Genomic DNA, 19,702 nt, shown 5'->3' on the forward strand with positions numbered 1-19,702 from the left:
GCCAGCAAGCCAGCAAGCCAGCAAGCCAGCAAGCCAGCAAGCCAGCAAGCCAGCAAGCCAGCAAGCCAGCAAGCCAGCAAGCCAGGATGGCTTACACAAAGCCCCCGTTACTCCGCCTGAACACTGGTGCATCGTCGCTATCCTGCAACGCGCCGGGGAAATCCTTTATCCACTGCTTCACCTTTTTATGATTGATATGCGCTACGCTCAATCCCTCAACACAGCCCCACAGCTCGCGGCCGTTTTGCGCCGTGATCACAATACATTCCGGCATCACGCGTACTTTCAGCGGCATCCCTTCGGCAAAGCCTGCCTGTTCTATCCACTCGCCGCGTAAAAATATTGCTCGGTGCGCGGCGCGGCTGTAAAACTCGCAGCGAGTGGTCGGCTGCGGCGCTTCAGTTACGCGCGGTTCTGACTTACAATCCTTCTTAGCCATGATTAACTCCCAAACAGTTATTTGTGGTTAGCGGTGATAGCGGGCTCCACCCCGTTATTACCGCGCTAAAAACACCTCTCTTCTCCTTCTTCCTGTCTTCCCTCATTGCTTAAATATACGCCTTCTCCTGTGCAAACTCGCTGAAAACGCAACGATAAAATGCGAGGCAGTTCCACAAACTGCATTAATGTTTTTCTCTGACGTACCTCGCCTGGTTAATATCTTTTTTTACCATTGCTGAAACCGATTTCTGTGCCGGACGACAGGCTATTCAACGATAAATAACGGCAAGTCGGGGCGGACAGGCAATCCTCGCCAGACGGCCAGCGGCGGAAAATCGGCGATCGGCGTCCGACTGGTCAGCGACCCGTTCTCCACTAAACTCATTAAGGTAGTTGATAGATCCCCTTTATAACGGCAAGGAGAACGGCATGTCTGAACAAAGTGAAATGACTAACGTGTTCGCCAGTAAAATGCGCGACGCCGATCTGAACTTTATCGCTAATATCGCCAGTAAATTGGGCGTCGGCCTGGGCGTTACGCTGTTTGTAAAAGGCGCGCTGGTAACGGGCAACACCATTTCCGGTAAGGAATATTACGAGAAAATCGTCGAGTTTTTTGGCGACGCGCAGGAAGGCACGGTAGAGCAGGCGATAGCGAATTATTTTAAACGCACCGGCGAGGCGTACTACACGCCGGAAGATGACGACGCGTCAGTGCCGCTTAATTTTTTGCATCTGAAAGATGTCGCCTTCCGGTTAGGATCGGAAAAGTTCTCGCATCATAAAAACGGGCTGTTAAGGATTAAAATAGAAGAGATAGATGGCTTTATGTTGGGCATTTCGTCGAACGAAGAATAGCGCGGCGTGCAGAGTTTTAGCGGAGAATAATCGTGTTAGCCTGTTATGCTCAGGCTAACCGTCCACCTGTTCGGTAAAGCACACCGTTGCAGCCTGCTGAGGGCAGGCGGCAACGGCAGCAGACGCATCAGGCGGCGTTTTCCAGCACCTGCGTCATAAAGTCGCGCACCCATTTCACCCGCAGCTTGCGCTCGGCGAGGTCGCGCACAAACTTCAGCTTCGTTGGGCCATCAAGCCGCCAGTTCTGCGGCTCTTTTTGCAACAGGCCAATCAGCCAGGACGGGTCGGCTTTGTTTTTCTCCGCAAACTCGATAAAACCGCCTTTCTCGCTCGCTTCAACGCGCCGGATGCCAATTTTCTTCGCCAGCAGGCGCAGCGTGGCGATATCCAGCAGGTTGCGCGCCGGGTCCGGCAGCTGGCCGAAGCGGTCAATAAGCTCCACTTTCAAATCGTCCAGCTCGCCTTCCTGCTGCGCGCTGGCGATGCGCTTATAGAACGACAGGCGGGTATTCACATCCGGAATATAATCGTCCGGCAGCAGCGACGGCATCCGCAGTTCGATATCGGTCTGGCTGTTGGTCAGATCTTCCAGCGACGGCTCGCGGCCTTCCTTCAGCGCGTCCACGGCGTTTTCCAGCAGCTCCATATACAGCGAGAAGCCAATCGTCTCCATCTGGCCGCTCTGATCCTCGCCCAGCAGCTCGCCCGCGCCGCGAATTTCCAGATCGTGCGTTGCCAGCGCAAAACCGGCGCCCAGATCCTCCAGCGAGGCGATCGCCTCCAGACGCTTGTGCGCGTCGGTGGTCATCGCTTTTGGATGCGGCGTCAGCAGCCACGCATAGGCCTGATGATGCGAACGGCCCACGCGGCCGCGTAGCTGATGCAGCTGCGCCAGGCCAAAATGGTCGGCGCGCTCGATAATAATGGTATTCGCGGTCGGGATATCGATGCCGGTTTCAATAATCGTGGTGCAGACCAGCACGTTAAAGCGCTGATGATGGAAATCGTTCATCACCCGTTCCAGATCGCGCTCGCGCATCTGGCCATGCCCCACGGCGACGCGCGCTTCCGGCACCAGCTCCGCAATGCGATGGGCGGCTTTTTCGATGTTCTCCACGTCGTTATAGAGGTAATAAACCTGGCCGCCGCGCAGCACTTCACGCAGGATAGCTTCGCGTACCACCAGGTTATCGAACTCGCGGACAAAGGTTTTCACCGCCAGACGACGGGCAGGCGGCGTGGCGATAATCGACAGGTCGCGCATGCCGCTCATCGCCATATTCAGCGTGCGGGGAATAGGCGTCGCGGTCAGCGTCAGAATATCAACATCGGCCCGCATCGCCTTGATGCGCTCTTTATGGCGCACGCCGAAGCGGTGCTCTTCATCCACAATCAGCAGCCCCAGATCGCGCCATTTGATTTCGCTTTGCAGCAGCTTATGGGTGCCGATCAGAATATCAATTTTGCCTTCACGCGCTTCTTCCAGGATCTGCGCCTGCTCTTTCGCGCTGCGGAAACGGGAAAGCATTTCAATGCGCACCGGCCAGTTGGCGAAGCGATCGCGGAAGTTATCGTAGTGCTGCTGGGCGAGCAGGGTGGTCGGCACCAGCACCGCAACCTGCTTGTGGTTCTCTACCGCGAGGAAAGCGGCGCGCATCGCCACTTCGGTTTTACCAAAGCCGACGTCGCCGCACACCAGGCGATCCATCGCCAGCGGCTGGCACATATCGCTGAGCACCGCGTTAATCGCCTGCGCCTGATCCGGCGTGGTTTCAAACGGGAAACTGTCGCAAAATAGCTGATACTGTTCGCGATCGTGCTTAAAGGCAAAGCCCGCTTTTGCCGCTCGCTGAGCATAGATATCCAGCAGCTCGGCCGCCACATCGCGGACTTTTTCCGCTGCTTTCTGCCGCGCGCGCGACCAGGCATCGCTGCCGAGCTTGTGCAGCGGCGCGTTTTCGTCTGCGCCGCCGGCATAGCGGCTAATCAGATGCAGCGAGGAGACCGGCACGTAGAGTTTGGCGTCGCCGGCATAGGTCAGCATCAGGTATTCCGCCGTGATGCCGCCGGTTTCCAGCGTGGTCAGGCCAATATAGCGGCCGACGCCGTGCTCCAGATGCACCACCGGCTGGCCGGGATGCAGCTCGGCCAGGTTGCGGATCAGCACGTCCGGGTTGATAGAGCGGCGCGTGTCCTGACGGCGGCGGCTGACGCGCTCACCCAGCAGATCGCTTTCGCAAATCAGCGCGCGGTTGCGCAGGCTGTCGATAAAGCCGTGCTCGCTGGCGCCGACGATCAGGTAAGCGCCGGGCTGCTCCGCCTCATGCAGCGCGTGAATGGTCTTCGGCACCAGCTTGATGCGGGCCAGCAGCTCCTGAAGCGCCTCGCGACGGCCTTCGCTCTCTACCGAAAAAATCACCGGGCCGCTGAACGATTCCAGAAAACGACGCAGCGCATCCAGCGGCGCTTTCGCCTGCGCCTGGACGGCCAGGTCGGGCAGCGGCTGATAGCCCAGGTTAGTGTTGACGGCTTTTTCCGGCAGCGCCTCGTTTTTCAGCTGCACGCGCGGCCAGTTTTTCAGCTCGCTGAACAGTTCGTTGGTGCGCAGCCACAGCTTTTCCGGCGGCAGCAGCGGACGCATCGGATCGACGCGACGGTTTTCAAAGCGCGCCATCACTTCCTGCCAGAAGCGTTCCGCTGCGCCTTCCAGATCGCCGGTGTTAATCAGCAGCGTATTGGCCGGAAGATAGCTGAACAGCGCGGGCAGCGACTGCTCAAAAAAGAGCGGCTGCCAGTATTCGATACCGGACGGCAGCGTGCCTTTGCTGACCTGCTGGTAAATGTGCTCGGCCTCGCGCCGGACGTCAAAGTGCTCGCGCCACTGGGTGCGGAACAGCTCAATGGCCGCTTTGTCCGTGGGAAACTCGTGCGCGGGCAAAAGATTGATCGCCTCGACCTCTTCCAGCGTGCGCTGGCTGTCGACGTCGAACAGGCGCAGGCTGTCGATTTCATCATCGAAAAAGTCGATGCGGTAAGGCTGCTCGCTGCCCATCGGATAGAGATCCAGCAGCGCGCCGCGCGTGGCGTATTCGCCGTGCTCCATCACCTGATCGACGTGACGGTAGCCTGCCTGCTCCAGTTGGGAACGCAGCGTATCCCGCGACAGGCGCTGGCCCTTGCGCATCACCAGCGCATGGCCATGCAGAAAACTGTGCGGACAGACGCGCTGCATCAGCGTGTTAACCGGCAGGATCAGCACGCCTTTTTCCAGCGAGGGCAGATTATAAAGCGTGGAGAGACGGGAAGAGATGATTTCCTGATGCGGCGAAAAGCTGTCGAAAGGCAGCGTTTCCCAGTCGGCCAGCGTTAATACCGGCTCATCGGTAAACTGGCGGATTTCATCCTGCAGCCGCAGCGAGGTTTGCATATCCGGTGCGATAAGCATCACGGGGCCGCCGTGTCGCGCCAGGATTTCAGCACATTCCACCGCACAGGCGGCACCGGTTAATTGTCCCAGCTGGCGCTGGTCGCCTGCTTTTGCTGGCAGGGTATATCGGGCTTGTTCAGGCATAGTCAGTTAGTCGGTCTCTTCACATAAAGGGAGAGCAGAAAACGACGCGTTTCCTGTTCGGCTAACCGAGTATACCTCTATTTCGGCGATTGTTGGGTGTAGTGCATTCTGGGTCGGTCAATGTTTGCCCAAATGAGTTCTTTTTCGCCGTGATAGCTGTGATTGCCATCGTCCCACTTCACGTAATAGCCCGCCGGCGCATCGCCCTGTTCAAACACGTTGACGACCAGTCCTTTAATTTCGCCCGTTTTATGCCGGACAATACTGCCTTTTTCATACTTTGACATTATGACCACTCCCGCCTTTACTCTACGCTGCTCCCTTTAAGGGATAATTAAGTCTATGCCCTTTTTTGCGTAATAATTGAGTAATTAACGGTCGTTTTTAGTGTGATATTTCGCCAATAAAAGCGCGTGTCGCAAGAGATAACAAAACTTAGCAAAAGAGTCAGCGGCTTAGAGGTTCCATAACGCCGGGCTAACCTTTATCATCTTCGATCACTTTTTGCCTTATTACCGCCAGAAGACGGATTACATGTATCAACCTGTCGCGTTATTTATCGGCCTGCGTTATATGCGCGGGCGAGCATCAGACCGCTTCGGGCGGTTTGTATCCTGGCTTTCCGCCATCGGCATCACGCTGGGGGTGCTGGCGCTGGTCACCGTGCTGTCGGTGATGAACGGCTTTGAACACGAGCTGGAAAAAAGCACCTTAAACCTGATGCCCCAGGCGCTGATTAGCAGCGAGAAAGGCTCGATCGACCCGCAGCAGGTGCCGGCGGATTCGCTACAGCTGAAAGGGGTCAGTCGCGTCACGCCGCTGACCACCGGCGACGTGGTGCTGCAAAGCGCCCGCAGCGTCGGCGTCGGCGTTATGCTGGGCATCAACCCTGACGAGCCGGATCCGCTGACGCCGTATCTCGCCAATGTGAAGCAGAGCGATCTACAGCCCAATCAGTACCGCATTATCGTCGGCGAACAGCTGGCGGAGCAGCTTGGGCTGAAGCGCGGCGACCAGCTGCGGCTGATGGTGCCGTCCGCCAGCCAGTTTACGCCGATGGGGCGGCTGCCCAGCCAGCGCCTGTTTACCGTTATCGGCACGTTCGCCGCCAACAGCGAGGTGGACGGCTATCAGATCCTGGTCAACCAGCAGGACGCCTCGCGCCTGATGCGCTATCCGGCTGGCCATATCACCGGCTGGCGGCTGTGGCTGGACAAACCTCTCCAGGTGGATACGCTCAGCGAGCAGAAGCTGCCGGACGGCCTGGTCTGGAAAGACTGGCGCGAGCGCAAGGGCGAGCTGTTCCAGGCGGTGAAGATGGAGAAAAACATGATGGGGCTGCTGCTCAGCCTGATTGTCGCCGTCGCCGCGTTTAATATCATCACCTCGCTGGGCCTGCTGATTATGGAAAAGCAGGGCGAAGTGGCGATCCTGCAAACTCAGGGGCTGACCCGCCGGCAAATTGTGCTGATATTTATGGTGCAGGGCGCAACCGCCGGCATCGTTGGCTCGCTGGTCGGCGCGCTGCTGGGCGTGCTGCTTGCCAGCCAGCTGAATAATCTGATGCCGCTGATCGGCATCTTCCTGGATGGCGCGGCGCTGCCCGTCGAGATTTCCGCCATTCAGGTGGCCACCATTGTTGTTATCGCGATGGCCGTGGCGTTGCTTTCCACGCTCTATCCCTCCTGGCGCGCCGCCGCCGTTCAACCCGCTGAGGCTTTACGTTATGAGTAACCCGATTCTGTTGCAGTGCGACAACCTGTGCAAACGCTACCAGGAAGGCAGCGTCCAGACAGACGTCTTGCGTAATGTTTCTTTCAGCGTGGCGCCTGGCGAAATGATGGCGATTGTTGGCAGCTCCGGCTCCGGCAAAAGCACCCTGATGCACTTGCTGGGCGGGCTGGATACGCCAACCTCCGGCGACGTGGTGTTTAACGGCAAGTCGCTGAACGGCATGTCTTCGTCGGCAAAGGCGGAGTTGCGCAACCGCGAGCTGGGCTTTATCTATCAGTTCCACCATCTGCTGCCCGATTTCAGCGCGCTGGAAAACGTCGCCATGCCGCTGCTGATTGGCAAGGCCAGCAAGGCGCAGGCCGAGGCGAAAGCCATTGATATGCTGCGTGCGGTTGGTCTGGAAAAGCGGGCGGCGCACCGGCCTTCCGAGCTTTCGGGCGGGGAACGGCAACGCGTGGCGATTGCCCGCGCGCTGGTAAACAATCCGCGTCTGGTGCTGGCGGATGAGCCGACCGGCAACCTGGACGCGCGCAACGCCGACGCCATTTTCGATCTGCTGGGCGAACTGAACGTGCGTCAGGGCACCGCTTTTCTGGTGGTGACGCACGATCTGCATCTGGCGAAGCGGCTTAACCGCCAGATGGAAATGCGTGACGGCGTGCTCAGCGAAGAACTGACGCTGGCGGGCATGGCGTAATGGCAAGTTCTCTTTCTCTGCTCCTGGGCCTGCGCTTCAGCCGTGGGCGCCGTCGCGGCGGTATGGTATCGCTGATTTCAGCGATCTCTACGGTTGGCATTGCGCTGGGCGTGGCGGTGCTGATTATTGGCCTCAGCGCCATGAACGGCTTCGAACGCGAGCTGAATAACCGCATTCTGGCCGTGGTGCCGCACGGTGAAATCGAACCGGTCAACCAGCCCTTTACCGGCTGGCAGTCGCTGCTGCCGAAGGTGGAGCAGGTTCCGGGCATTGCGGCGGCTGCACCCTATATCAATTTCACCGGCCTGATTGAGAGCGGCGCAAAGCTTCAGGCGATCCAGGTTAAAGGCGTCGATCCGCAGCAGGAAACCAAACTGAGCGCGCTGCCTGCCTATGTGCAGAATAATGCCTGGCAAAGCTTCGGCGCGGGCAAGCAGCAGATTATTTTAGGTCAGGGCGTCGCCAACAGCCTGAAGGTAAAGCAGGGCGACTGGCTGACTATTATGATCCCCAACAGCGATCCCGAACATAAGCTGCTCCAGCCGAAACGCGTGCGCCTTCAGGTCAGCGGCATTCTGGCGCTGAGCGGGATGTTGGATCACAGCCTGGCGCTGGTGCCGTTGCAGGATGCGCAAAATTATCTGGCGATGCGTGACAGTGTCACGGGCATCGCGCTGAAGATGACCAATCCGTTTGCCGCGCAGAAGCTGGTGCGGGACGCGGGCGAAGTGACGCACGCCTATGTCTATATCCGCAGCTGGATTGGCACCTACGGCTATATGTACCGCGACATCCAGATGATCCGCGCCATTATGTATCTGGCAATGGTGCTGGTGATCGGCGTGGCCTGTTTTAACATTGTCTCCACGCTGGTCATGGCGGTGAAGGACAAGAGCGGCGATATCGCGGTGCTGCGCACGCTGGGCGCCAGGGACGGACTGATCCGCGCTATTTTTGTCTGGTACGGGCTGATGGCTGGCCTGCTGGGCAGCGTCAGCGGCGTGGTGGTCGGCGTGCTGGCGGCCTTTAACCTGACGCCGATTATCCACGGTATCGAAACCTTAACCGGCTACCACTTCCTGTCCGGCGATATCTATTTTATCGATTTTCTGCCGTCAGAAGTGCACTGGCAGGATGTGGGCATCGTGCTGCTTACCTCGCTGCTGCTGAGCCTGATCGCCAGCTGGTATCCGGCCAGACGCGCCAGCCGCATCGATCCGGCGCGCGTGCTGAGTGGGCAGTAACATGTATTACGGCTTTGACGTCGGCGGCAGCAAAATCGCGCTTGGCGTCTATAACGAGCAGCGCCAGCTTATCTGGAGCCAGCGCGCCGCCACGCCCACGCATGATTACGCGCAGCTGCTCGACAGGCTGGCGGCGATGACGGACGAAGCCGATAAGTTCTGCGGCACGCGGGGCAGCGTCGGTATGGGCATCCCTGGGTTGCCCGTGCCGGATGACGGCACGGTCTTTACCGCTAACGTGCCGGCGGCGCAGGGACAGCGCCTGCAGGCGGATCTGAGCCAGCGGCTGGGGCGGGAAGTGCGTATTGATAATGACGCCAACTGTTTTGCGCTGTCGGAAGCCTGGGACGACGAGTTCAAAACCTATCCGGTGGTGCTGGGGCTGATCCTGGGCACCGGCGTGGGCGGCGGGCTGATAGTGGAAGGCAAACCGCTGACCGGACGCAACTTCGTCGCAGGCGAGTTTGGCCATATGCGGCTGCCGCTGGATGCGCTGGAAGTGCTGGGCCGCGACGTGGCGCAGCCCCTCTGCGGCTGCGGCAAGCGCGGCTGTATCGAGCCGTGGCTTTCCGGGCCGGGCTTTGCCCGCCTGTGGCGGCTGCATAATCAGTCAGATCTCAGTGCGCCGGAAATCGCCAGCCGTTATTATCAACGGGACGAGCAGGCCATAGCCCATACCGCCCGCTATCAGGCGCTGTTGGCCGTTTGCCTGGCAAACTGGCTGACGCTGGTGGATCCGCATCTGGTGGTGCTGGGCGGCGGGCTGTCTGGTTTTGGCGCGCTTTACGACGGGCTGGAGCAGCAGGTGGCAACGCATCTGCTGCCGCGAGCAAAGCCGCCGCGTTTTGCCAAAGCCCGCCATGGCGATGCAGGCGGCACGCGCGGCGCCGCTTTTTTGCACATTAAGGATTAGAGGATTTAACATGCGTACACCCCGTCGCCGGCTGAGACTGGCTCGCTACAAGAAAACCCGACGCAAGGTGCAGCAGCGTTTGCGTCAGCGCATTTTCGAACGCGACCGCAATCTGGAGATCGCCATGCATCCTTTACCGCGAGTTGTTGTCCTGACCGGCGCAGGTATCTCTGCCGAGTCGGGGATCCGCACTTTCCGGGCTGCCGACGGCCTGTGGGAGGAGCACAAGGTGGAAGACGTGGCGACGCCGGAAGGCTTCGCGCGCGATCCGCAAAAAGTGCAGGCTTTTTATAACGCCCGCCGTCGCCAGCTGACCAGCGGCGATATCCAGCCCAATGCGGCGCACAAAGCGTTGGCCGAGCTGGAAGCCGCGCTGGGCGACCACTTTCTGCTGGTGACGCAAAATATTGATAACCTGCACGAACGCGCGGGCAGTCGTAACGTTATCCATATGCACGGCGAGCTGCTGAAGGTGCGCTGCGTCTCCAGCGGCCAGGTGCTGCACTGGCAGGAAGACGTCAAGGAAGACGATCGCTGCCACTGCTGTCAGTTCCCGTCGGTGCTGCGCCCGCACGTGGTGTGGTTTGGCGAAATGCCGCTACAGATGGATGAGATCTATCAGGCACTGGCGCAGGCGGACTACTTTATCGCTATCGGCACCTCCGGCCACGTCTATCCGGCGGCGGGCTTTGTGCATGAGGCGAAACTGCAGGGCGCCCATACCGTCGAGCTGAACCTGGAGCCAAGCCAGGTCGGCAGCGAATTCGAAGAGAAAGAGTACGGACTGGCAAGCGAGGTGGTGCCGGAATTTGTGCAGCGCCTGCTGGCGAAGATCAAGTAACCCATGCCATATGGGACGGCAACCTGCCGTCCTTTTTCTGCATGGCTTTTGCGATTGTGTATATGATTGCCGTTACGTTTCTCAGGCAGAAATAAGGCTCAGGCGGGATTTCTCCCCGCCTTTTTTCGCTCATGTTACGCCACGACTTCAGAAATCCACTTCACTGACGTGATATTGGTGAAGTTTGCCACATCACCCACAATCTCATCGATATGACCTTCCATGCCTTTTTGCAGATCCTCGACAGAGCGGCAAACCAGATGGCAGGCGGCAACATAAGGTGCTGGCGTACCTTCAGGTGTGCCAATGATTTTGTCGATGGAGAAGGACACCAGATAGTCGCCCATCCTTGCCTGGATCAGCGGCAGATGCACATCGCGATAGTAGTCATGATCGAACTCACCGTTTTCAACGTTCGGGTATAACACGCTATATTTAATCAAATTTCACCTCTTTGGTTGCGCCCGGCACGCAGCGCGCCGGGTAATCCTCATTATAGCGAGGAGGCACGCAAGGTGATTAGCGCTCTGAGTCACGACTGTATCTGTGCTTTGCCTTTGGCAGCGTGGCTGATACAGCAGGCCGCGCGCATAGTCTCTGGCGCAACGGCAGTCACGCCAGCCGGTAAAATAGCGCTCAAATCGGCAACCCGTCTTGGCGGCGTGGCAAACAAAACACCAGATGCGCCACTATCCCACCCACCAGCCCCCAGAACGCCGCGCCAATCCCCAGTAGCGACAGGCCCGACGCCGTGATCAGAAAGGTAATCACCGCCGCGTCACGTTGTTTATCCTCCGCCAGCGCGCGCTGCAGGCTGCCCGCTATCGTTCCCAGCAGCGCCAGCCCGGCGAGGGTATGAATAAGCGCAGGCGGCAGCGCGCTGAACAGCTGACCAATCGCGCCGCCAAACAGGCCCGCCAGCAGATAGAAAAAGCCTGCGCAGACCGCGCCCCAGTAGCGACGCTGCGGAGCGGGATGCACGTCCGGCCCCATACAGATTGCCGCCGTAATGGCCGCGATACAGACGGAAAAACCGCCGAAAGGAGAGAGCAGCAGCGAAGCCAGCCCGGTCCAGCTCATCAGCGGCGAAACGGGCACCGGATAGCCTGCCGCTTTCAGCGTGGCGATGCCGGGTGCATTCTGTGAGGCCATCGTCACTATAAAAAAGGGAACGCCAATGCCGAGCAGCGATGACCAGCTAAAATGCGGCGCGATAAATGCCGGCACGGCAAAGGTCAGCGGCTGCTGCGAAAGGTGGATCTCTCCCTTTATCGCCGCGACGGCCAGACCCACCAGCAGCGTCAGCACAATGGCGTAGCGCGGCAGAAAACGGCGCGCTAACAGGTAAGCCAGGCACATGCTGGCCGTCAGCGTAAAATCAGGCTGCAGCGAGGCGAAAGCATCCAGACCAAAACGCAATAAAATGCCCGCCAGCATGGCGGCGGAAATCGCCTGCGGAATATGGTTCATCAGGCGTGCAAACAGGCCGGTCACGCCGCAGAGAAAAATCAGCCCGGAAGCAAAGATAAATACGCCGATGGTTTCCGGCATCGGAATGCCGGGCAGGCTGGTGACCAGCAGCGCCGCGCCCGGCGTGGACCAGGCCGTCAGCACGGGCGCGCGATAATAGATCGACAGTCCAATAGAGGTCACGCCCATTGCCAGACCCAACATGCTTAGCCAGCCGCCAGTCTGCGCCGCCGTTGCGCCAGCGGCCCCGGCGGCCTGGAAAATAATGGCGGCAGAGCTGGTGTAGCCCACCAGCACCGCGACAAACCCCGCCACTACGGCAGGAAAAGTCAGGTGACGCAAAGAAAAGGCAGGACGCATGATCCTCTCCCGATTGACCGTTATAACGCACAAGCTAGCACTGTGCGCTATAACGCACAAGTGTTATGCTAAGGAAAAAACGGGGGAGTTTTGATGCCACAAACACTACCGGAACCTGGTCGTATTCTGCGAGTGCTGCGCCTGGCGCGCGGCTGGAGCCTGACGGAAGCCGCCGCGCAGACAGGCGTCAGCAAAGCGATGCTTGGCCAGGTAGAACGCAGCGAATCCAGCCCAACCGTGGCGACGCTATGGAAGATAGCGACCGGTTTTAACGTGCCTTTCTCGCATTTTATTGCCGACCCCGCCCCTGAGAGCGCCTTTCTTCGCAGCGTAGGAACCGATGGCTGGCGACAGCAGCATACGACCATGCAGGCCAGCCCGCTGTTTCCCTTCGATCGCCAGTTGGGTTTTGACATGCTGGTGGTTGAGCTGGCCGCCGGCGCGCTCAGCGAGTCTTCCGCCCATGAGCGCGGCGTAATTGAACACGTTGTCGTTATTGAAGGCGAACTCCGGCTGGTGACCGGCGCGCAATGGCATACGCTTAAAGCAGGCGAAGGGCTGCGTTTTCAGGCCGATACGCCGCACAGCTACCGCAATGACGGCACAGCGCCGGTGCGTTTTTACAGTCTGATCCACTATCCGTGCGCCTTTAGCCTTCCGGGCGGGGGCGCGCCGAAGCCGCAGGATCCGAGCAGGTAACTGACCTGACGCAATAAACGTCGGGCAAAATAACAGATAATAACCGTCCGCACTCAGAGGGAAGGCAGATGACAAATTTACTCGAACGCTTCTTGCACTATGTTTCATTCGACACGCAGTCCAAAGCACATGTTCGGCAGGTTCCCAGTACGGAAGGGCAATGGCGGCTGGCTCGTGAGTTAAAACAGGAGCTGGAAGCGCTGGGGCTGAGCGACGTCACGCTGAGCGGGCACGCCATCGTTATGGCGACCCTGCCTGCAAACGTTGCCTGGCCTGTACCAACCATCGGGTTTATCGCCCATATGGACACGTCGCCGGACTTTACCGGTAAAAATGTTAATCCGCAGATCGTTGAGAACTATCGCGGCGGCGACATCGCGCTGGGCATTGGCGATGAGGTGCTGTCGCCGGTGATGTTCCCCGTGCTGCACCGCCTGACGGGCCACACGCTGATCACCACCGATGGTAAAACGCTGCTGGGCGCGGATGATAAAGCGGGCGTGGCGGAGATCATGACGGCTATCGCCCGGCTGAAAAGCGAGAACGTGCCGCATGGTGATATCCGCATCGCTTTTACCCCGGACGAAGAAATAGGCAAAGGCACCAGCTGTTTCGACGTGGCGGCTTTTGGCGCCGAGTGGGCCTATACCATCGACGGCAGCGATCTGGGCGAGTTTGAATATGAGAATTTCAATGCCGCTTCCGCTACCGTGAAGATTGTCGGCAACAACGTGCATCCCGGCAGCGCTAAAGGCGTAATGGTCAACGCGCTGGATCTGGCGATGCGTTTTCACGCCGCCATGCCGGAAAAAGAGGTGCCGGAGCAGACTGAAGGCTATGAGGGCTTTTACCATCTGCACGGTATCAAAGGCAGCGTGGATAAAGCGGAGCTGCACTACATCATCCGCGATTTCGACCGCGACAGCTTTGAAGCCAGAAAACAGGTGATGAAAGATATCGCCGCCACGCTGAGCGAGGGCAAACAGCCGGGCGTCAGCATTGAGGTGCAGACGGAAGACAGCTATTACAACATGCGCGAAAAGGTCGAAGTGCATGCGCATATTATTGAGCTGGCGCTACAGGCGATGCGGGAAAGCGGCGTGGAGCCGGTGACGAAGCCGATACGCGGCGGGACCGACGGCGCGGCGCTGTCGTTTAAGGGACTGCCTTGCCCGAACATTTTTACCGGCGGCTATAACTATCACGGCAAGCACGAGTTCGCCTCGCTGGATATTATGGAAAAAACGGTGACGGTGATTATGCGCATCGCGGCGCTGACGGCGGAAAAAGCGAAAAAAGCCTGAGCAAGTAAAAACGGCCCTGAAATCAGGGCCGTTACGGTTATTCTTCTTCGCTGAAGTACCAGTAGCCGCTGTTAACCAATGCCGCCAGCTGCGCCAGGAAAGACGGATCGTCCAGCGCCTCGCCCAGATCCGCCGCGTGCACGGAATGCTGATTCGCTAACACCCGCAATGCGTCCGGCCGCTGCGATTCAAGCTGCTCGCCGTTAACGAACACGGCATCGCCAATAGACAGCACGCGCAGGCCGCCCAGACGTTGCAGGCTGTCGCCCTGTTGCAGCGCGTCGTAAATCTCATCCGGCTGGTAAGGGGGTTCCGGCGGCGCCACATCCAGTTCGTGGCGGGACTGGGAGATAAACTCGCCAAACCACTGGTTAAAGTGTTCCGGCTGGTTAATCACTTCCAGCATCATTTCGCGGATACCGTCCAGCTCCTGCGGCAGAATTTCTGCGGTATTTTCACGCGCTGGCACGTCCGGATCGGTAAAGCGACGGCTGCCCAGCTCGCGCGACAGCACATAGTCCGCAAAGCCGCTAATCAGCTCGCGGCCGCTTGGCGCGCGGAAGCCAACGGAATAGTTAATCGCGCTTTCCAGCGAGTAGCCTTCGTGTGGGAATCCTGGCGGAATATAAAGGATATCGCCCGGTTCCATTTCCTCATCAATAATCGCGTCGAACGGCTCGACCTGTAGCAGGTCCGGATGCGGACAGTGCTGCTTCATGGCCACTTTTTCGCCCACGCGCCAGCGGCGACGGCCGGTGCCCTGAATGATAAAGACATCGTACTGATCCAGATGCGGACCAACGCCGCCGCCGGGCACGGAGAAGGAGATCATCAGATCGTCAGTGCGCCAGTCCGGCAGAAAGCGGAAAGGGCGCATCAGCGCGGCCGAAGGCTCGTGCCAGTGGTCGACCGCCTGCACCAGCAGCGACCAGTTGTTTTCGCCAAGGTGGTCAAAGCTTTCAAACGGCCCGTGCGCGACCTGCCACTTGTCGTTGTCATGACTGACCAGGCGGCTGTCGACCTCGTTTTCCATCGCAAGACCGGCCAGCTCGTCCGGCGAAATAGGATCGACAAAATTTTTAAAGCCGCGCTTGAGCACGACGGGACGCTTTTGCCAATAGCGCTGGATAAAATCGGGCCAGTTGAGATCGAGCTGATAATCCATAATGGGTCTTCCTGAAACGCTGAATTTCATCGATTATAACAGTCGGAAAGGATGGCAGGGAAAAGCATTTGCGGCCGCCGCCGCAAATAGCCGCCTTCAGGGTTTTTCGCCGACCACTTCCTGACGGCGGAAGATGACTTCCATTCGGGCGCCGCCCAATTCGCTGGTGGTGGCGATGATATCGCCGGCATACTGCTCCACGATATCGCGCGCCACGGCCAGACCAATGCCCTGGCCGGGACGCAACGTGTCGGCGCGCTGACCGCGAATAAAAATCATATCGCGTTTGCTTTCCGGAATGCCCGGCCCGTCGTCTTCCACGATCAAATGCAGCTCATCGTCGGTCTGGCGACCCCGGATTTCCACAAATTCCAGGCAGTACTTGCAGGCATTATCCAGCACGTTACCCAGCACTTCCATAAAGTCATTTTGCTCGCCGACAAAGGTAATTTCCGGCGAGATATCCAGCGTCAGCTCCACGCCTTTCAGCTGATAAACCTTGTTCAGTGCCGAACAGAGGCTGTCCAGCAGCGCCGGCACGGAATGCAGCTCGCGCTTCAGCACGTTGTGATCGGCCTGCATGCTGGCACGGTGCAGATAGTAGCCGATCTGCTGCGAGATACGGCTGATCTGCTCCAGCATAATAGGTTCGGCCTGCTCGACGGAAAGGTTGCGGCCGCCGCGCAGCGAACGCAGCGTGGTTTGCAGCACCGCCAGCGGCGTTTTCAGGCTGTGGGTCAGATCGCTGAGCGTGGTGCGATAGCGGGTGTAGCGCTGACGCTCGTTATCCAGCAGGAAATTCAGGTTGCGCACCAGGCTTTGCAGCTCCTGCGGCGTTTCGTCGGCCAGGGTTTCGCGCGTGCCGTGCTCCAGCTCGCGCAGCTGTGCGGCCAGCAGGCCTATCGGCCGCAGGCTCCAGTGCGCGGCCAGCCACAGCAAAGGAATGACCAGCAGCAGGTTGACCAGCAGCACATAGCTGAACCACGACCATACCACGTCGGAATGCTGCAGCTCCTGAGGAATAGAATCCACCACGACCACGGTCAACGCCGGAAGGGTCGGCGTCGCCGCGTAGCGGTTTACCGCTACCGAGTGGGTAAAAGTGTCGTTGTTATCGTCGTCATAGGCGGTCAGCTTATTTTGCGCTTCCTTATTATCGCCCAGCGCCTGGCGACTGATGTTGTTATCGGCATCAATTTCATAGAAATCAGCGCGCTTAAGCCATTCTCGCTTGATGCGAGAACGGATCTCCGGCACGTCGCGCAGCTGCCACAGCAGCTTGCCGTCCTCGTTATAGATAAAAACCAGGGTAGGGAAGTTAAGCGATACCCGCTCGGGCTGGGCAATGGTTAACTGGTTATTCTGCCACTGCGCCAGCGTAAAAAAGAGATTGCTCTCCGCGCGCATTACCCGGTAGGTGTTTTTATCAAAACTGACCACGTAGCCGACAACGGCCACCATGCCATAAGAGAGCGACAGGATCAGCACGACCGCCGCCGTAGCTAACAGAAAGCGGGCGCGCAGTGAAAAAGGCGTATCAGGACGAAGTAACGTCATTAAAGATCGAACCGATAACCCTGCCCGCGGACGGTGGTGATCACATCCTGCGGCCAGACGGCCTGAATTTTTTTACGCAGGCGCCCCATCAATACGTCGATGGTGTGGCTCTCACGCAGTTCAGCGTCGGGATAAAGCTGGAGCATTAGCGAATCTTTGCTGACGACCTTACCGGCATTGCGGATCAGCGTTTCGATAATGGTGTATTCAAAAGCGGTCAGCTTAATTTGTTGCTCGTTGACGCTCAGCTCGCGCCGCGACAGATCGACCTGAAAAGGTGCCAGCGAGATGATTTGTGAAGCCAGGCCGCTGTTGCGCCGCATCAGCGCCTGCATACGGGCCACCACTTCTTCAATATGAAAAGGCTTGGTCACGTAGTCATCGGCACCGGCTTCCAGCGCTTCTACCTTAGCCTGCCAGCCTTCGCGAGCCGTCAGCACCAGGATCGGCTGTTTGACTTCCAGACCGCGCCAGCGGCGGATCATCGTCATGCCGTCTTCATCCGGCAGGCCTAAATCGACCAGGGTAATATCGGGGGTATGTTCGGTAAGAAAATAGTCAGCTTCTTTGGCATCTTCCGCCGCATCTACCTGATGGCCCATTTCGCGCAGCTGCACGGCCAGATGATGACGCAGTAAGGGATTATCTTCCACAATCAATACGCGCATAACATTATCCTTTCAGTAGATTCGGTCAAAGACCGGGGCCGATTACGATCTGAGGAAAGTATAGGTTAAAGCAGATAAACAATAGATTAACACAGGCCGACTTGCGTCGGCCTTCTGATGTAGCGCGAACCAGACGGCGCGCGGAAAATTACGGCAGCTCGTCGACCATCTGCACCGCGCGGCCCAGATAGTTGGCGGGCGTCATAAGCTTCAGGCGGGTTTTCTCTTCTTCCGGCAGCGCCAGACCATCGATAAAGGCTTTCATGCCTGCGGCATCCACGCGCTTGCCGCGCGTCAGCTCTTTCAGTTTTTCGTAAGGCTTTTCAATACCGTAACGGCGCATCACGGTCTGGATTGGTTCCGCCAGCACCTCCCAGTTGTGATCCAGTTCGTCCAGAAGGCGATCGCGGTTCACTTCCAGTTTGGACACGCCTTTCAGCGTCGCCTGATAGGCGATCAGCGCATAGCCCATGCCGACGCCCAGATTACGCAACACCGTGGAGTCGGTCAGATCGCGCTGCCAGCGGGAAACCGGCAGCTTGCTTGCCAGGTGCTGCATCACGGCGTTAGCCAGACCCAGGTTGCCCTCGGAGTTTTCAAAGTCGATTGGGTTGACCTTGTGCGGCATGGTGGAGGAACCAATTTCGCCCGCAATGGTTTTCTGTTTGAAATGATTCAGCGCGATATAGCCCCACACGTCGCGATCGAAGTCGATCAGAATGGTATTGAAGCGCGCGATGCAGTCAAACATTTCGGCAATGTAGTCGTGTGGCTCGATCTGGGTGGTGTAGGGGTTCCAGGTAATGCCCAGCGAGGTGACGAAGCTTTCGCTCATCTGGTGCCAGTCCACTTCCGGGTAGGCGGCGATGTGGGCGTTGTAGTTGCCGACCGCGCCGTTGAGCTTACCCAGCACCTCGATGCGCTCCAGCTGACGCAGCTGGCGCTCAAAGCGGTAGGCGACGTTCGCCATCTCCTTGCCGAGCGTGGAAGGCGTGGCGGGCTGGCCGTGCGTACGGGAAAGCAGCGGAATATCGCGATACTGTACCGCCAGGTCTTTAACCGCCGCGATAATTTTGTTCCAGTAGGGCACGATGACTTCACGACGCGCAGTGTTAAGCATCAGCGCATGCGAGAGGTTGTTGATATCTTCAGAAGTACAGGCGAAGTGAATAAATTCAGATACGGCGTGCAGCGCGGCAACCGGCTCTACTTTCTCTTTCAGGAAATACTCAACCGCTTTGACATCATGGTTGGTGGTACGCTCGATGGTTTTAATACGCGCGGCGTCTTCTTCGTTGAAATTAGCGACAATGGCATCAAGGTAAGCGTTTGCGTCAGCGTCAAATGCAGGAACTTCCTTGATCTCTGCGCAGGCGGCCAGTTTCTGTAACCAGCGTACTTCAACCTCAACGCGGAATTTCAGCAGGCCAAATTCGCTGAAAATAGCGCGCAGCGGGCTGACTTTGTCGCCATAACGGCCATCAATAGGGGAGACGGCAGTCAGAGAGGATAATTCCATCAGTGTAACTCCTGAAGATTAAAGAGGTTGGGGACAACGGGATAAAATTTGTTTCGCCTCTTTCACAAGGCGATTGCGTGAAAACATCAGCTGCAGGCGGCCGCCGCCTACCTGATGCCAGAGTACGGCGGAGCGAATACCGGCCAGCAGCGCGGCGCGGACTTTGCTCTGAATTTGCGAGTTTTGCAGCACGGCGGGCGAGCCGGTGACCTGGATACGCGGGCCAAGCGGGCTAATCACATCCACATAGATGGCGGCCATAGCGCTCAGCAGCGTATCGGATTCCAGGTCGTAATGCGCCAGCTGGCGATCCAGCTGCGCAATGCGTTTTGAGAGTTCGTCCAGCGCGGTTTTACTGGCGCTCAGCTTGCGCTCCAGCACCATCATGCTCAGGGTGTAGCGCGTCAGCTCCGCGCCCGCGCCGTGACGGCTGCTGCTGTTCAGCACGGCAATCAGCGTCTCCAGCCCGAAGCGCAGGTTCTCTTCTTTGCCACCGTAAACGGCGAGCGTCGAGGAGGGGTTGAGATCGACCACGCTCGACAGCGACACCTTTAGCGACTCGGGCGGGCAGTGTCCCTGATGCGCCAGCTGCTGCACCAGGTGCGCGCCCTGGCAGATGCCCGCGAGGGCCAGCGTAATGTCGTAATAATTTTTCGCCACG

The 19,702-nt window shown here is 58.4% G+C and carries 18 protein-coding genes; 8 read left to right on the plus strand and 10 right to left on the minus strand.

Annotation, left to right across the window (positions count from 1 at the left end):
• Nucleotides 1–91: 91 nt before the first annotated feature.
• Nucleotides 92–439 (minus strand): SymE family type I addiction module toxin, encoded by a 348-nt coding sequence (locus AB3U87_RS11225; RefSeq protein ID WP_301251724.1) that lies wholly within the window; start codon nucleotides 437–439, stop codon nucleotides 92–94.
• A 431-nt stretch (nucleotides 440–870) separates the two neighbouring features.
• On the opposite strand from AB3U87_RS11225, the gene gvpU reads away from it, so the two are divergent.
• Nucleotides 871–1,299 carry a gas vesicle accessory protein GvpU gene (gene gvpU / locus AB3U87_RS11230; RefSeq protein WP_369896093.1) on the plus strand — a complete coding sequence of 143 codons (429 nt, stop codon included), beginning with the start codon at nucleotides 871–873 and terminating at the stop codon, nucleotides 1,297–1,299.
• A gap of 127 nt (nucleotides 1,300–1,426) precedes the next feature.
• Here the strand turns inward: gvpU and mfd are convergent, their stop codons facing one another.
• Nucleotides 1,427–4,870, minus strand: a complete 3,444-nt coding sequence (gene mfd / locus AB3U87_RS11235; protein ID WP_253454560.1) for a transcription-repair coupling factor — start codon at nucleotides 4,868–4,870, stop codon at nucleotides 1,427–1,429.
• A 77-nt stretch (nucleotides 4,871–4,947) separates the two neighbouring features.
• A complete protein-coding gene (locus AB3U87_RS11240) occupies nucleotides 4,948–5,157 on the minus strand; it encodes a hypothetical protein (protein WP_125289634.1) in 210 nt (69 codons plus the stop codon).
• A 247-nt stretch (nucleotides 5,158–5,404) separates the two neighbouring features.
• Here AB3U87_RS11240 and lolC point away from each other — a divergent pair, with 247 nt between their 5' ends.
• The 5 genes from lolC to cobB are packed head-to-tail and all read left to right on the plus strand — an operon-like array spanning nucleotide 5,405 to nucleotide 10,299.
• Nucleotides 5,405–6,604 (plus strand): lipoprotein-releasing ABC transporter permease subunit LolC, encoded by a 1,200-nt coding sequence (gene lolC, locus AB3U87_RS11245; RefSeq protein ID WP_394149007.1) that lies wholly within the window; start codon nucleotides 5,405–5,407, stop codon nucleotides 6,602–6,604.
• Nucleotides 6,597–7,301: a lipoprotein-releasing ABC transporter ATP-binding protein LolD gene (gene lolD, locus AB3U87_RS11250; protein ID WP_125289636.1), complete on the plus strand. Its 705-nt coding sequence runs from the start codon at nucleotides 6,597–6,599 to the stop codon at nucleotides 7,299–7,301. The genes lolC and lolD overlap by 8 nt, the downstream gene beginning before the upstream one ends.
• Complete coding sequence (gene lolE, locus AB3U87_RS11255) at nucleotides 7,301–8,545, plus strand: lipoprotein-releasing ABC transporter permease subunit LolE (RefSeq protein WP_253454558.1); 1,245 nt, start codon at nucleotides 7,301–7,303, stop codon at nucleotides 8,543–8,545. Before lolD ends, lolE begins: the two co-directional genes overlap by 1 nt.
• Before the next feature lies 1 nt (nucleotide 8,546).
• The gene (gene nagK / locus AB3U87_RS11260; protein ID WP_394149008.1) at nucleotides 8,547–9,458 is read left to right on the plus strand and encodes an N-acetylglucosamine kinase; all 912 of its coding nucleotides are present in this window, start codon (nucleotides 8,547–8,549) and stop codon (nucleotides 9,456–9,458) included.
• A gap of 10 nt (nucleotides 9,459–9,468) precedes the next feature.
• Nucleotides 9,469–10,299, plus strand: a complete 831-nt coding sequence (cobB, locus tag AB3U87_RS11265; protein ID WP_253454556.1) for a Sir2 family NAD+-dependent deacetylase — start codon at nucleotides 9,469–9,471, stop codon at nucleotides 10,297–10,299.
• A 134-nt stretch (nucleotides 10,300–10,433) separates the two neighbouring features.
• Here the strand turns inward: cobB and AB3U87_RS11270 are convergent, their stop codons facing one another.
• Nucleotides 10,434–10,742 (minus strand): EthD family reductase, encoded by a 309-nt coding sequence (locus AB3U87_RS11270; protein WP_253454555.1) that lies wholly within the window; start codon nucleotides 10,740–10,742, stop codon nucleotides 10,434–10,436.
• A gap of 193 nt (nucleotides 10,743–10,935) precedes the next feature.
• Entirely contained in the window at nucleotides 10,936–12,129 is a 1,194-nt protein-coding gene (locus tag AB3U87_RS11275; protein ID WP_394149009.1) for a benzoate/H(+) symporter BenE family transporter, read from the minus strand.
• A gap of 93 nt (nucleotides 12,130–12,222) precedes the next feature.
• Here AB3U87_RS11275 and AB3U87_RS11280 point away from each other — a divergent pair, with 93 nt between their 5' ends.
• Together AB3U87_RS11280 and pepT are read left to right on the plus strand one after the other, a co-directional pair.
• The gene (locus AB3U87_RS11280) at nucleotides 12,223–12,828 is read left to right on the plus strand and encodes a helix-turn-helix domain-containing protein (protein ID WP_394149010.1); all 606 of its coding nucleotides are present in this window, start codon (nucleotides 12,223–12,225) and stop codon (nucleotides 12,826–12,828) included.
• 68 nt (nucleotides 12,829–12,896) lie between these two features.
• Entirely contained in the window at nucleotides 12,897–14,132 is a 1,236-nt protein-coding gene (pepT, locus tag AB3U87_RS11285) for a peptidase T (protein ID WP_394149011.1), read from the plus strand.
• Nucleotides 14,133–14,169: 37 nt separating this feature from the next.
• Here pepT and AB3U87_RS11290 read toward each other — a convergent pair whose 3' ends face one another.
• From AB3U87_RS11290 to hflD, 5 genes are all read right to left on the minus strand, one after another.
• The gene (locus AB3U87_RS11290; protein WP_253454551.1) at nucleotides 14,170–15,297 is read right to left on the minus strand and encodes a ribosomal protein uL16 3-hydroxylase; all 1,128 of its coding nucleotides are present in this window, start codon (nucleotides 15,295–15,297) and stop codon (nucleotides 14,170–14,172) included.
• A 96-nt stretch (nucleotides 15,298–15,393) separates the two neighbouring features.
• Nucleotides 15,394–16,854 (minus strand): two-component system sensor histidine kinase PhoQ, encoded by a 1,461-nt coding sequence (gene phoQ, locus AB3U87_RS11295; protein WP_125289644.1) that lies wholly within the window; start codon nucleotides 16,852–16,854, stop codon nucleotides 15,394–15,396.
• Nucleotides 16,854–17,522 carry a two-component system response regulator PhoP gene (phoP, locus tag AB3U87_RS11300; protein WP_125289645.1) on the minus strand — a complete coding sequence of 223 codons (669 nt, stop codon included), beginning with the start codon at nucleotides 17,520–17,522 and terminating at the stop codon, nucleotides 16,854–16,856. The genes phoQ and phoP overlap by 1 nt, the downstream gene beginning before the upstream one ends.
• A gap of 148 nt (nucleotides 17,523–17,670) precedes the next feature.
• On the minus strand, nucleotides 17,671–19,041 hold the full coding sequence (purB, locus tag AB3U87_RS11305) for an adenylosuccinate lyase (RefSeq protein ID WP_125289646.1): 1,371 nt from the start codon (nucleotides 19,039–19,041) through the stop codon (nucleotides 17,671–17,673).
• An 18-nt stretch (nucleotides 19,042–19,059) separates the two neighbouring features.
• Nucleotides 19,060–19,701 (minus strand): high frequency lysogenization protein HflD, encoded by a 642-nt coding sequence (hflD, locus tag AB3U87_RS11310; protein ID WP_125289647.1) that lies wholly within the window; start codon nucleotides 19,699–19,701, stop codon nucleotides 19,060–19,062.
• Nucleotide 19,702: the final 1 nt, after the last annotated feature.

This window comes from Erwinia plantamica (assembly GCF_043420595.1).
In the GTDB taxonomy this organism is placed as follows: domain Bacteria; phylum Pseudomonadota; class Gammaproteobacteria; order Enterobacterales; family Enterobacteriaceae; genus Erwinia; species Erwinia aeris.

What these genes read in the sequence shown, in the direction of transcription:
- AB3U87_RS11225 (WP_301251724.1), bottom strand. Translation starts at nt 439, where the DNA reads ATGGCTAAGAAGGATTGTAAGTCAGAACCGCGCGTAACTGAAGCGCCG.
- gvpU (WP_369896093.1), top strand. Translation starts at nt 871, where the DNA reads ATGTCTGAACAAAGTGAAATGACTAACGTGTTCGCCAGTAAAATGCGC.
- mfd (WP_253454560.1), bottom strand. Translation starts at nt 4,870, where the DNA reads ATGCCTGAACAAGCCCGATATACCCTGCCAGCAAAAGCAGGCGACCAG.
- AB3U87_RS11240 (WP_125289634.1), bottom strand. Translation starts at nt 5,157, where the DNA reads ATGTCAAAGTATGAAAAAGGCAGTATTGTCCGGCATAAAACGGGCGAA.
- lolC (WP_394149007.1), top strand. Translation starts at nt 5,405, where the DNA reads ATGTATCAACCTGTCGCGTTATTTATCGGCCTGCGTTATATGCGCGGG.
- lolD (WP_125289636.1), top strand. Translation starts at nt 6,597, where the DNA reads ATGAGTAACCCGATTCTGTTGCAGTGCGACAACCTGTGCAAACGCTAC.
- lolE (WP_253454558.1), top strand. Translation starts at nt 7,301, where the DNA reads ATGGCAAGTTCTCTTTCTCTGCTCCTGGGCCTGCGCTTCAGCCGTGGG.
- nagK (WP_394149008.1), top strand. Translation starts at nt 8,547, where the DNA reads ATGTATTACGGCTTTGACGTCGGCGGCAGCAAAATCGCGCTTGGCGTC.
- cobB (WP_253454556.1), top strand. Translation starts at nt 9,469, where the DNA reads ATGCGTACACCCCGTCGCCGGCTGAGACTGGCTCGCTACAAGAAAACC.
- AB3U87_RS11275 (WP_394149009.1), bottom strand. Translation starts at nt 12,129, where the DNA reads ATGCGTCCTGCCTTTTCTTTGCGTCACCTGACTTTTCCTGCCGTAGTG.
- AB3U87_RS11280 (WP_394149010.1), top strand. Translation starts at nt 12,223, where the DNA reads ATGCCACAAACACTACCGGAACCTGGTCGTATTCTGCGAGTGCTGCGC.
- pepT (WP_394149011.1), top strand. Translation starts at nt 12,897, where the DNA reads ATGACAAATTTACTCGAACGCTTCTTGCACTATGTTTCATTCGACACG.
- AB3U87_RS11290 (WP_253454551.1), bottom strand. Translation starts at nt 15,297, where the DNA reads ATGGATTATCAGCTCGATCTCAACTGGCCCGATTTTATCCAGCGCTAT.
- phoQ (WP_125289644.1), bottom strand. Translation starts at nt 16,854, where the DNA reads ATGACGTTACTTCGTCCTGATACGCCTTTTTCACTGCGCGCCCGCTTT.
- phoP (WP_125289645.1), bottom strand. Translation starts at nt 17,522, where the DNA reads ATGCGCGTATTGATTGTGGAAGATAATCCCTTACTGCGTCATCATCTG.
- purB (WP_125289646.1), bottom strand. Translation starts at nt 19,041, where the DNA reads ATGGAATTATCCTCTCTGACTGCCGTCTCCCCTATTGATGGCCGTTAT.